Origin of the sequence: Agathobaculum ammoniilyticum (assembly GCF_025567315.1) — a bacterium.
In the GTDB taxonomy this organism is placed as follows: Bacteria; Bacillota; Clostridia; order Oscillospirales; family Butyricicoccaceae; genus Agathobaculum; species Agathobaculum ammoniilyticum.
On sequence record NZ_JAOQJE010000010.1, the window covers coordinates 83715 to 96233 of the forward strand.

Sequence of the window (12519 nt, forward strand, 5' to 3'; positions counted from 1 at the left end):
AGCGCATGGAGTTCAATGTGCTGTCGGTCGTACAGTTGGTAGGCGGCTTGGCGCTGTTTATTTACGGTATGACCACCATGGGAAAGGGTTTGGAGCGCGCGGCCGGCTCTAAGCTTGAAAAAACGCTGGAAAAAATGACCGGCAATGTGTTTAAGGCGCTGCTGATGGGGATGGTAGTCACCATGGTCATCCAGTCCTCTTCAGCGACGACGGTCATGGTGGTCGGCTTTGTAAACGCTGGCATAATGTCTTTGCGGCAGTCTGTCGGTGTTATTTTGGGCGCGAATATCGGTACCACGATCACCGCGCAGATTCTGCGGCTGGACAGCGGCGGCGAGATAGGCGGCAATCTGTTCATGCAGATGCTCAAGCCGAAAAACCTCGCCTTTCTGATTGTCCTGGCCGGTGTTATCATTATGATGCTCGCCAAAAAGCGCAGGACCCGTGATATCGCGGATATCTTTTCCGGATTCGGCATTCTGTTTATCGGTATGTCCACGATGGAAAGCGCGGTCGCGCCTCTGGCTGATCTGCCCCAGTTCGCACAGTTGTTCGCGACGATTGCAAACCCCGTGCTCGGCGTCCTGGTTGGCGCGGGCGTAACGGCGATCATCCAGTCCTCGTCCGCATCGGTCGGCATTTTGCAGGCGCTGTCCACAACGGGCGCGATCACCTATGCCGCCGCGATACCGATTATCCTAGGTCAGAACATCGGCACCTGCATCACGGCGTTCCTGTCGTCGATCGGCGGTTCCAAAAACGCCCGCCGAACCGCGATGGTGCATTTTTACTTCAACCTGATCGGCTCGATCGTGTTTTTGGTCGTCATTTATTCTATCCAGTACACGGTCGGCTTCTCGTTCTGGAATTCGGCGATCGATAAGGGCGGCATCGCCAATTTCCACACGCTGTTCAATGTCACCTGCACGATTCTGTTCCTGCCGTTTACCAAACTGCTGGTGCATCTGGCGGAATGGAGCGTTCCGTCGGGCGAGCAGCAGGAGGACCCACTGGCGCGTTTGGAGCCCCGCTTCCTGACGACACCGTCGCTGGCCCTGGAGCAGGCGCAGCGCTGCATTGCGGATATGGGCGATGCGGCCAAGCAGAACCTGCAGCTGGCCACCGAGCCGCTGTTTGACAAAAGCGCGCCGAACGAAAGCCTGTTCAGGGAGCATGAGAGCTTTTTGGACCGTGCCGAGGTAGAGGTCGCGCGGTATCTGACCAATATCCACAATATCCGTTCGGTCGACCAGCGGCGCCAGTTAGCGGAGATGATGCACTCGCTGTCCGATTTCGAAAAGATTGGGGACTACGCGCAGAATATCTTTGACCGCGCGGAGGAATTCCGGCAAAGCGATCTGTCGTTCTCGGAAACCGCGGCGCAGGAGCTGCATACCATGTGCCAAGCGGTCGGTGAGGCGCTTGACCTGACCGTTGAGGGGTATGTGACGCGGTCGGTTTCTATCGCGCGCACGGTCGAGCCGGTGGAAGAGGTCGTGGATACGCTCAAGGAGCGGCTGAAAAGCAACCACATTCAGCGCTTGGGGAATAATGAATGCACGATGCAGATCGGCATCCATTTCCTTGATATCGTGCATGATCTGGAAAAAATCAGCGACCATTGTTCGAATATTGCGATTTATACGATCCAGCTTGGCGAGGGCGCCGAGGAGTTCGATACGCATGAATACGCCAAGGAGGGCTACCGGTCCACGCCGCAATTCGCGGAAAAGCTGCGCTATTATCAGCAGAAATACCTGACGCAGATCCAGGCGGCACAGGAAAAGGCCTAAAGCAGTATATGAAAGCGCCGCGTTCGTTAGAACGCGGCGCTTTTGTCATTCCTCAGAGACGAATACCCCATATATGGCGGAAAAGAGCTTTCTGAAAATGTTCCCGATGCGGGCGAGTACACCCTCGTCGGCCTGCTCTTGGTTCGCGGCGGCGGTTCCTTCATCATCGTCGAGCGATATCTCATGGGTGCGCAGGATAAACTGAAGGCTGGCCGGCGTCGGGTTCTGGCTGCTGGTCACGGACTGAAGCTCGGCTTGCGCATCGATGTTGAGGACATTGGTATCCTCTTCCAGATCCTTTTCCGCGTCGTCCACCGCGCTGTGGATCGAATCGGTTGCTTTCTGTAGGCTGCTGGAGCTGTTGGAGCGCGCGGCCTTATCCAGAACGTCCAGCAGTCCGTCGATCGATGTTTGCAGGCTGGCGTCCGCCTGGCCGCGGACCGAGCGCAGGATGCCGTTGGCGGAGTCGAGCATGTCGTAGGAGGCGGACAGCGCTTTGGTAAGCGCAACCATCAGCTCCTCGCCCTTGTCCGCAGCGGAAACCGCCTCGGTCGTGATCTGCTGCAGGCAGGTGGACAGGGCGGGGATATCGGCCACAAGCTGATTGACACGCTCGAGCGAGGTGTTCATCAGATCGGCGAGCTTTTTCCCCTCCGCGGTGAAATCCTGCGGCAACCCCTCGTAATCATCCAGCACATCCGCGATATCCGCAAGGTTTTCCAGGATGCCGTCCGAGGAGGACAGCATGCTCTCCAAGCTGTCCGCGGCGTCCGACAGCGTGCTCAGCGTTTTTTTGGACGCTGCGATCGTTCCGGACAGGCCAGAGGGGAGGGCGGACAGCATATCGCCTAACGCGGCCGCTTCTTCGGGGGTGATGATGCCAGCGGAAACCAGATGCGCCAAATCGAGCTGGATCAGTGTGATGAGCGCGTCCTGGATATCCTCCAATGCGGAAAGGGAATTCCTGAGGGAACTCAGGTTGGAGGACAGGCGGCCCATATCGTTTTTTAGGTCGTCCACAGCGCTCCGCAGCTGGTCGATATAAAATCCGTCAATATCGGCGGCGTCGTCCAGGTCGTTGAACATATCCTCCAGGTTATCCAGGGATATCTTGACTTTGCGGAGCAATTCCTGATATTCGAGGATATCGGCGCCGGATTCCTCAAGCGTGCCGAGCATGCTGTTGACGGTAGCGTTGAGCGTGACCAGTATGGTTTTCATGGCGTTCAGCTCGGGAATCAGGGAGTCGGATTTGCCGGCAAGCGCTTCCAGCGCGTCAAGGGCCGCGTCGGTTTTGGGGTCAAGGGTGCCGCGGTCCGCGACAAGCTGCTTGCGCACCTCGTTGATGCCGGATACGCCGTGTGACAGCGTATTAAAGCCGCTCTGCATGCTCTGCAGCGTTTCCAGCATGCTGCTGAGCCCCTCATACAGGTTGTCGCCCGAGTCCCCGAGGCGGTCCTTGATATCCTTCATATCCGCGAGGATATCGAGCGAGGAAAGCGTGGCGGGCGCCAGGAAAAGCAGAAGCCCCATGCTTTCAAAGCTGTTTGAGCCGATCCGCACGGTAAAGGTGCTTTCCTCGCCTGGCAGGCCCATGAAAAAGACGATCTTGTAGGTTCCCATCGACTGCACCTGCGCGCCGGGCGCTTCGATCGAGAGTGCTTTGCTCATGTCGATGCCGGTGCCGCAAATGAGTGTCATATTGTTTTTGTAATACTCGCTTGCGGCTTCGTTCGGTACGGCGTGAATGGTCATTTCGATCAAACCGGACGCGCCCGCGCACGTTTCCGCTTCGACGGGTACGCCGTTAAGCTGATAGGATACATCGAAATTCCACGGAAGCTGTATAGGCTCCTCCCCGTTGGGGATGCATTCATAATAGAAGCGCTGCTGTCCGTCGTCCGCGATCTCCCAGGTGACCGAACCGTCGCTGAGCGCAGGCTCGTCATAGGTGGACATGTTATATACAGCGCTGTAATCGCCATAGTCGGTAAACGAGGTATGGCCGTTCAGGTTCACGCCCTTGACGATGCGGGTATCCTCGGGCATGCCATAGTAATCCAGGTTGATATAAACCGCCTCGTCGGTTTCCACGACAGGCGCGGCGGCAACCGCCGCCTGGGGCAGCAGGAGCGCTGGCAGAAGCGCGCAGGCGGTCAGGCGGCATAGCTTATTTGCGAACATGGTTGTTTTCCTCCTCTCGGTCGGCCTTATCCGGTGTATCCGCCGGCTTTTGCGGATGGAGCAGGCGCATGAGCCGGTTCCGGATGGCCTTATGTCGGGCGCGGCGGTTTTCGCGGATTTGTTCCTGCAGGCGCAGACGCTGCTCATGCAGCGCGCTGAGCGTGGGCAGCGTTAGCTTTTTGTCGCGAATGCGGTTCATCCTGGCGTGCTTTTTCTGCGCGTAATCCGGCTTTATGATCCAGCGGTCGAACAGCATCAGGCACATCGGCAGCAGGAACAGCACAAGGATCATGGAGATCAGCGCGCCGCGGCCGATCAGTTGCCCCAGGCCTGACACCGCCTCGACCGAGGTGAGGAAGAACAGGCCGTAGGCGACCGTCATGATAATCAGGCCGGAGGTCAGGATGGATTCCGCGCTAACCGTGACCGCGCGGATGGCAGCCTCCCGTTTATCGCCCTGCGAACGGGCGTCCAGATAGTTGCCGGTCAGCAGGATGGAATAATCGATTGTCGCGCCGAGCTGGATACAGCCGACGATAATAAAGCCGAGGTACATGGTGCGCTGTCCGTAGATGTAGGGCAGCGCGGTGTTGATGTAAATGGCGCATTCGATCGGGATCAGCACGACCAGCGGCAGCAGCAGCGCCTTATAGGTGATTGCCACCACCAGCGCGACGCCCAGCAGCGAGACGATGTTGACTCGGTTGTTATCCGGCACGATGATTTCCTTGATATCCTGTGTAGAGGGAGTTACGCCGACCAGATAGGTCTGCTCATCCGGATAATACCGGTCGATGACGGCGCGGATCTCATCCGCATATCGGAACGCCGCGTCGCTTTCGCCGGCGGAACGGACGTTGATGATTACGCGCGCCCAGTGCTCGGAGTGCAGGATGCCGGTGATGCTCTCCGGCAAAAAATCCTCCGGTATGCCGGAGGGCAGGACCGAAGCCAGGCCGAGAGAATATTTGACATAGGGCAGGCTGTCCAGTTCCTCGCTCATGGCCTTTTCCGTGACGTTGCTGTCCAGCGGGATCAGGGCGAGCATCATATTGCTCTGTCCGAATTCCGCGTTCATCCGTTGCTCAGCCTCATAGACCGGCGTGCCGGGGGAGTTGGCGACCGCCTCATTGCCATAGGTGAAATCGGCCATGCCCTGCGCGACATAGCAGGGGACGATCAGTACCATCACCACGATCAGGATCGGCTTGCGGACTTTGTACACAAACTCCCCGAAGCCGCGCCACTGCTTGGGGACGAACGGCCGGTGTTGGGTCTTCGCTACGATATTCTGGCTGCGCAGGATCAGCGCGGGCATCAGCAGCAGCACGGTGACAAGGCTCAGCGCGATGCCTTTTGCCAGCACCAGCCCCATATCCGGACCGATGCCGAAGTTCATCAGCACCATGGCGGCAAAGCCGACGATGGTTGTCGCGCCGGAGGCGCCGATCGAGGAAACGGCCGAGCGCAGCGCGTTGGCCATGGCCTGCTCGGGTTCGGCGCCGTTGGCCCGTTCCTCGGTGAACGCATGCAGTAGGAAAATGGAGTAGTCCATCGAACAGGCGAGCTGTAGGACCGCGCCCACCGCGTTGGATAGGAATGAGATCTCGCCGAATATGATGTTGGAGCCCATGTTGATGATAATGGCGATGCCAAGCACCGAAAGGAACAGCACAGGCTCAAACCAGGAGGTTGTGGTGAGCGTCAGGATCAGATAGATGATGATGACCGCAAGCACCATCACGCGCGCGACCTCCGCGTTGATCGTGGGGCCGAGGTTGGTGTCTGACACCGCTGAACCGGCCACCAGGCCGCGGTCCCCGACGATCTGCTCGATCTCCCGAACCGCCTTGTGCGTCCGGCTGGACGAATCCTTCTCCAAAAAGATGACGTCCATATAGGCCTTTCCGTCCTTGTAGTAATCCTCGATGTCCGTGTAGTCGATAAATGCGCTGGAACCGTAGATGTTGGTCTCCAGATCGCACCACATGACCATATCGACGCCCTCTACATCGGCGATGCGGTCCTTGACGTTTTTCGCCTCGTACAGCGTGACATCCTCCAGCATGACGCGCCCCATGCCGGGATAGGTGAATTCGTCCTCCATGATATCGAGCGCCTGCGCGGATGGACTGGAATCCGGCAGGTATTTTGTCAGGTCGTAGTTAACGCCGACCATTGGGATACAGATCAAACTGAAAATGATAAGTACGGTAAACACTTTTTCGATCAGCCTGCGGCTGTGAATGATCAGGTCAACAGGACTATGTCCCTTTCGTTTCACAAAGAAAAACACCATCTTTCTTGAAAATAGACATTGCGTACGATTTCTTTTCATGTTATAGTATAGTACATAAGGATAACATACACAATAATCAAATCTATTCATAATGAATGATAATAAACAAAATATATTTTAATGTATGTTATCTTTGGAGTAATGGACAGGAGGGAGTCCTGATGGAGGAGCGGGAGGACAAACGCATCAGGCGCACGAAAAAGCTGCTGCGGCAGGCATTGACAAGGCTGATGCAGCAAAAGGATTTTCAGAGCATCACCGTGACCGATGTGGTGCGGGAAGCGGATATCAACCGCGGAACATTTTATGCGCATTATCGGGATGTTTACGATCTGCGTGAAAAAATAGAAAGCGAAATGATCGCGGACTTTCGCGGAATGATCGACGATATCCATTTGAACGGCGGCGGCTCCCTGCATCCGGTGCTCATGCGCGCGGTGGATTATCTGGAGGAGAATCGGGAGATTGTGACCACGCTGGTCCGTGTGAGCGGAGCGGAGGGGTTCAGCAAAAAGCTGATCCATGTGATTGAGGAATGCCGCATGGAGTCCGTGCCGTGCAGGGGCGTGGAGGATGTTTACGTCGCGCGCTTTATTGCGACCGGCGTGGTAGGGATGCTCGAACGGTGGGTCGCGGAATCGCAGCCGCTGCCGAAAAATGAGTTGATCGCGCTGATGGAACATATCCTTTCCCCCATGCTGCAGTCGGCCAGGGGATAAAAAACGCATGCTTTTCAGCATGCGTTTGATGGTTCATTCCATTGCAATACAAAATCCGCGAGCCGTTCGGTTGCATCCGGATGGGCGACCGCCTGCATGGTCTGGCGCACGGTCGCCAGACGGGCGGGGTTGCGGAACAGCTCGTACACGGCCTCGTCGATCGGGAAATGCTTGGTGATCTGCGCCGCCATCCCGTTGTTGACCAGGAACTCCACGTTGCGCTCCTCATGGCCGGGGATCGGGTCGACAAGCAGCATGGGCAGGTTTTTGGCAAGCGCCTCGGATACCGTCAGGCCGCCGGGCTTGGAAACGATGCAGTCCGCAGCGCTCATCATTACCTCTACGTTGTGGACAAAGCCGTATGGCTTGATCACACAGTCGCCCTGATAGCGGGAGGCGAACTGTTCAACCTGTAGAAACTGCTTTTTGTTGTTGCCGCAGACCACAAGAAGCTGCAGCGGGAAGCCGAGCGCGGTCAGCTTTTCCAGCGTTTTTACATGGTCGGCATAGCCCATGCTACCGCCCATGAGCAGGAGCGTGCGCTGCTGCGGGTCAATGCCGAGCTGCGCCGCAGCGTCCGCCCGCGACAGCTTTTGGTTGAATTTCGGATGCACCGGTATGCCGAACGGCAGGATACGGCGCTCGGGTATGCCGCGCTTGACGCAGCGGAAGGTGAGCAGTTCGCTTGCCGTTACAATATACTGTACATGCGGCACGTCTTCCCAGTAGGGATGCAGGGTGTAGTCGGTCACGATGCCGATGGTTTTGATATCGTCAAGCTTTTTTCGCTTTTTCAGCTCATCCACCATCTGCGCGGCGAAAACGTGCGTGCAGAGGATTACATCGGGCGCGTAGCCCGCAATCACCCTGGCGAACTTGGACGCCCCGAGGGCATTGATGATGTTGATAATGCTGGGGCCAGCGGTGAAATAGCCCGCGCCGCCGTTTTCCGCAAGCTGATAGACCAGACGGTACAGCGTCTGCATGTGCTTGGAGGAAAACAGGTAGCCCTTGTCAATGGTTGCCCTGATCAGGTTGCTGATGTAGGCGTAAACGTCCAGCGTATGCACATCGGCGCCCTTGCTGGTCAGCATGTCGCCCACGGCCTTTGCGGTCGCATGGTGTCCAAAGCCTGCTGTGACAGATAAAATCAATACTCTCATACCGGTACCTCTCCTTGTATAAGAGTTATTGTACATCAAAACAGGAAAAAAAGCAAATTACTGTATAAACGCCGCCTTATAGGCGTCCAGCACCCTGTGCTCCAGCTCGTCGCGCAGCGCGTTGCCGACCGGATGCGCGATATCGCGGAAGCGCCCGTCCGGCATCCGGCGGGACGGCATGGCGAGGAACAGCCGGTCATGTCCGTCGATGATCTTGATGTCATGCACGGCGAACATATCGTCGAAAGTGACGGATACCAGCGCCTTCAGGCGGCCGTATTCTTCCACATGGCGGAATTTGATGTCTGTGATTTCCATAGTGTACTCCTTTTTTCTGATTGGTCGTTTTAATTTTGTCTGTTTGCCTATTTATATTTTGACAGGTTTGTACTATAATATACCTTGTCTGGCAAGAATAGCAGTACAGGCAAAGCCCTCTCGGCTGGAACCGCGGTTTCGCCCGAAGACTGAAGATTATAGCAGGAGGCTTAGGGGAATATGGCCCTTTCAATCAAGCCCTATATTGAAAATAAGGAAACCATCCATCTGATTGGCATTGGCGGCGTATCCATGAATTCGCTGGCCGAGCTGCTGCTGTCAAAAGGGGTGCCGGTCACCGGCTCGGACCGGCTGGGGACTGACGTTACCGCGCGCCTGAAGGCGCGGGGCGCAAAAATCAGCTATGAGCATAAGGCGGAAAATGTGCAGGGCGCTTCGCTCGTCGTCCGCACTGCCGCGGTACATGACGATAATCCGGAGGTCGTCCGCGCGCATGAGCTGGGCATACCGGTGATGGAACGCGCGGAGGCCTGGGGCCACCTGATGCGGGATTACGATAATGTGGTCTGCCTGGCCGGCACGCACGGCAAGACGACCTCGACCTCCATGATGGCGCTGATCACCATGGAGGCCGGCCTGGACCCGACGGTCATGGTCGGTAGCAACCTGCCCGCGATCGGCGGCACGCTGCGCATCGGCGGCAAGGGCTGCTTTGTGGCGGAAAGCTGCGAATACTGCAATTCCTTCCTCAAATTCGCGCCGACCGTCGCGGTGGTACTCAATGTGGAGGAGGACCACCTTGACTTTTTCAAGGATATCAATGATATCATCCACTCGTTCCGCGCGTTTGTCGAGCTGACGCCGATGAATGGGCTGGTGGTCGCCAACGGGGACGATCCCAACGCCATGCGGAGTGTCGCGGGACTGGACCGGCGTATCCGTACGTTCGGCATGGCGCCGGACGCGGACGTGCGCGCCGAAGACGTGCGGGATGTGAACGGATATTACCAGTTTACCGTCCTGATCGGCGGCAAGCCGTATGCACGGGTCAGGCTGTCCGTTCCCGGGCGGCACAATATGCTCAACGCCTTGGCGTGCTGCGCGGCGGCGGAGTTTTTGGGCGTATCGGGCGCGGCGGCGGAACGCGGACTGAACCAGTTCACCGGCTCGTCCCGCCGGTTCCAGTTGATTGGCAAAATGCCGTGCGGCGCGACTGTGGTGGACGACTACGCCCATCACCCCAATGAGATGAAAGCGACCCTGACGACCGCCAGAGAGATGCGGTTCGACCGTATCCTGTGCGCGTTCCAGCCGCATACCTATACCCGCACCAAGGCGCTGTTCCCTGAATTCGTGGAGGCGTTGAAGCTGTGCGACCAGGCCGTGCTTGCGCCGATCTACGCGGCGCGGGAGCAGAATACGGTCGGGGTGTACGCGAGCGACTTGGCGGAAGAAGTGCCGGGGGCGGTAGCCTTTGACAGCTTTGCGGAGATCGCGGCCTATCTGCGCCGCGAGGCAGGGCCGAACGACCTGGTGATTACCATGGGCGCGGGGAATATCAACGAGGTAGGCCCCATGTTGATCCGATAAAAACAGAAAAGCCGCAGGACGCGCTCCTGCGGCTTTTTTCTGTTACGGCTGTCCGCTGTAGGGAGGACGCGCGGGGATAAGCTGCCTGAGATATGCCACGCTCTGTTCCGCCCAATCCTCCTCCTGCGAAAGGGTCTGTTCCAGCGTGGGGCAGCACGCCATCCAGCTTTCCAGCACCGTGCTGAAATCGCGGGGCGCCTCCCGCTTCAGGTAGTCGAGTATTTTGGGGATGGGCTGACGCCCCTGCCCGGCGGGCATGCCCGTGATGGCCAGCCCGACGCCGGAATTGCTGCGCTGGATCGTGTAATCCTTGACATGGAAACAGACGCAGTACGGCGCCATATACTGCAATACCTCGTCGATCGGCTCCTCAGTGGAGAGCGAATTCGTGCTGTCCACGACCAGGCCGACGAGCGGATGGCCGATCTGCGCGATCATTTCGGCGTATTCGTGCGCGAGGAAACGGTCATGGTTCTCAATGCCGAGCGTCAGGCCGTGCCGCTCGAGACGGGGCAGGACGCCGCGCACGACGCGGATGGTTTCCTCCATCGGCGGCTCGTAGCCTGCGGCGTCCGTGATGCCGCGCAGCATGCTGACGCCCAGACGGGCGGATATATCGATATACCGTTCGAGCCGCGCGGGCGTCATGCCCTTCATGCCGGCCTCGAGCAGGATGCCGCGCTCCTGCGCATAGACGCGGATCTCGTCCAGGGTGGCGTCGCTGAAATCGTCAAACGGCAGGTTGTGCGAATACTGCACGCAGCCCACGTCGAGCGCGACCGCCTTGTCGATCAGGCCGAGCGGCGTGAGCGGCTGCGCCGGCCGCTGCGCGGGATTGACGCCGGATAAAAACGGATAGGTAAAGGAACTGATGCCAAGCCAGGTCTGCGCCATAACAAGCCTCCTTTTTTATGAAAAAACAATAAAAGCCGCGGCTATCTTCTTGCCTTTATTTTGCACGGGGAGAAAGTAATTGTCAACGATTTCTCGCAATTCAAAAAAACATCAGATTTTTACTTGACAAAAATCACGAAATGGTGCATACTGAACATACAAAGAATTATGCAATTTGTATAATTTCGTAACAGTGAGGAGGGTGCGTTATGAATAACAACTTAATCATCACCATCGGCCGTGAATACGGCACAGGCGGCCGTGAAATCGGCCAGAAACTCGCGCTCCGCCTTGGCATTTCCTTTTATGACCGCGAGCTGATCACGCGGGCGGCCAAAAAGACCGGCTTTGATGAAAAGCTGTTTGAACAGTTGGATAAACGGGCGACAAACAGCTTCCTGTACTCGCTGACCATGTTCGGCTCGGTCGGGCTGAACGGCATGAGCCTGACCGACCAGCTTTATCTGGCACAGGCGAATGTGATCCGTGAGATTGCGGAGGACGCGCCCTGCGTGGTCGTCGGCCGCTGCGCCGACCATGTGCTGCGGGACTTCCCGAACAAGTTCGATTTCTTTATCCACGGCTCGATCGAGGATCGCATTAAGCGGATCCAGAGCTGCGGGGACTATGAGATCGAGGGCAAGACGCCGCAGGCGGCGTTGGAAAAAATGGATAAGCAGCGCTCTACCTATTACAACTACTATACCGGAAAGGTATGGGGCAAGTGTGACCATTACGATATGTGCATCAACGCCGGCCGGCTGGGTGTGGAGCATTCTGTGGATATTATTCTGGAGTATGTCAACCGGTTGAAAAAATAAGCTCGTTTCTTCATGGGGAATAGAGGAAAAGAGAGGGAGGAAAGGCCGTATCCATTCGGATACGGCCTTTCCTATAGCGCGGAACAAAACCGCTGCGCGAACGTCAGAACAGGTAAAAGGAGGGAATGACAATGAAGCGATTGCTCACAGGCGGGCTGGCTGCCATGCTGGTGATGCTGCTGCCGGGCTGCGGAGATCAGACAGCTGCCAAGCCGGTGATTTACCTCTATCCGGAGGAAGTCACGGAGGTACTGGCTCAGTTGGTTTACAACGGTGAATTGACCGTCACCTATCCGGCGTATGAGGATGGCTGGGCTGTGACCGCCCATCCGGACGGCACGCTGGTCGATGCGGAAGGAAAGGAGTACTCGTACCTGTTCTGGGAGGGTTCCTCGGATACGGAATACGACTTTTCCGAAGGGTTCTGCGTAGCCGGGAAGGACACGGCGGCATTCCTGCAGGGGACGCTGGCGGAGATCGGTCTGACGCCGCGGGAGTACAATGAATTTATCGTGTACTGGCTGCCGAGGATGCAGGGGAATGCCTATAACCTGATCTCGTTCCAGTCCGACCGGTATACCGAGACGGCAAGGCTGACCATCGAACCGGAGCCGGACAGCGTGCTGCGCGTATTCATGGCCTGGAAGCCGCTGGAGGCGCCGCAGGAGATTACGCCGCAGACCTTTGCGCAATTTGAGCGGGATGGCTTCACTGTGGTCGAATGGGGCGGCTGCGAGCTGCCGTGAATGGCAAAAGCGCCGGTGCAATACGCACCGG

The 12519-nt window shown here is 57.4% G+C and carries 10 protein-coding genes; 5 read left to right on the forward strand and 5 right to left on the reverse strand.

Going from position 1 to position 12519, the window contains the following annotated elements:
* Nucleotides 1-5: 5 nt before the first annotated feature.
* Nucleotides 6-1793, forward strand: a complete 1788-nt coding sequence (locus tag OCV66_RS11295; protein ID WP_054327586.1) for a Na/Pi cotransporter family protein — start codon at nucleotides 6-8, stop codon at nucleotides 1791-1793.
* Between the two features lie 45 nt (nucleotides 1794-1838).
* Here OCV66_RS11295 and OCV66_RS11300 read toward each other — a convergent pair whose 3' ends face one another.
* Both OCV66_RS11300 and OCV66_RS11305 read right to left on the reverse strand, forming a co-directional pair.
* Entirely contained in the window at nucleotides 1839-3977 is a 2139-nt protein-coding gene (locus OCV66_RS11300) for a hypothetical protein (protein ID WP_107631940.1), read from the reverse strand.
* A complete protein-coding gene (locus tag OCV66_RS11305; RefSeq protein WP_262564508.1) occupies nucleotides 3964-6261 on the reverse strand; it encodes an efflux RND transporter permease subunit in 2298 nt (765 codons plus the stop codon). Before OCV66_RS11305 ends, OCV66_RS11300 begins: the two co-directional genes overlap by 14 nt.
* 176 nt (nucleotides 6262-6437) lie before the next feature.
* Here OCV66_RS11305 and OCV66_RS11310 point away from each other — a divergent pair, with 176 nt between their 5' ends.
* A complete protein-coding gene (locus OCV66_RS11310) occupies nucleotides 6438-6995 on the forward strand; it encodes a TetR/AcrR family transcriptional regulator (RefSeq protein ID WP_054327580.1) in 558 nt (185 codons plus the stop codon).
* 14 nt (nucleotides 6996-7009) lie between these two features.
* Here OCV66_RS11310 and OCV66_RS11315 read toward each other — a convergent pair whose 3' ends face one another.
* Complete coding sequence (locus tag OCV66_RS11315; RefSeq protein WP_054327579.1) at nucleotides 7010-8158, reverse strand: MGDG synthase family glycosyltransferase; 1149 nt, start codon at nucleotides 8156-8158, stop codon at nucleotides 7010-7012.
* Nucleotides 8159-8215: 57 nt separating this feature from the next.
* Nucleotides 8216-8476 carry a septation regulator SpoVG gene (gene spoVG / locus OCV66_RS11320; RefSeq protein WP_054327578.1) on the reverse strand — a complete coding sequence of 87 codons (261 nt, stop codon included), beginning with the start codon at nucleotides 8474-8476 and terminating at the stop codon, nucleotides 8216-8218.
* A 180-nt stretch (nucleotides 8477-8656) separates the two neighbouring features.
* Between spoVG and murC the strand changes: the two genes are divergently transcribed.
* A complete protein-coding gene (murC, locus tag OCV66_RS11325; RefSeq protein ID WP_054327577.1) occupies nucleotides 8657-10027 on the forward strand; it encodes a UDP-N-acetylmuramate--L-alanine ligase in 1371 nt (456 codons plus the stop codon).
* 42 nt (nucleotides 10028-10069) lie between these two features.
* On the opposite strand, the gene OCV66_RS11330 is transcribed toward murC, so the two are convergent.
* Nucleotides 10070-10921: a sugar phosphate isomerase/epimerase family protein gene (locus OCV66_RS11330; protein ID WP_107631942.1), complete on the reverse strand. Its 852-nt coding sequence runs from the start codon at nucleotides 10919-10921 to the stop codon at nucleotides 10070-10072.
* A gap of 209 nt (nucleotides 10922-11130) precedes the next feature.
* On the opposite strand from OCV66_RS11330, the gene OCV66_RS11335 reads away from it, so the two are divergent.
* Nucleotides 11131-11742 (forward strand): cytidylate kinase-like family protein, encoded by a 612-nt coding sequence (locus OCV66_RS11335; RefSeq protein ID WP_107631943.1) that lies wholly within the window; start codon nucleotides 11131-11133, stop codon nucleotides 11740-11742.
* Nucleotides 11743-11873: 131 nt separating this feature from the next.
* Nucleotides 11874-12488, forward strand: a complete 615-nt coding sequence (locus OCV66_RS11340) for a hypothetical protein (RefSeq protein WP_262564512.1) — start codon at nucleotides 11874-11876, stop codon at nucleotides 12486-12488.
* Nucleotides 12489-12519: the final 31 nt, after the last annotated feature.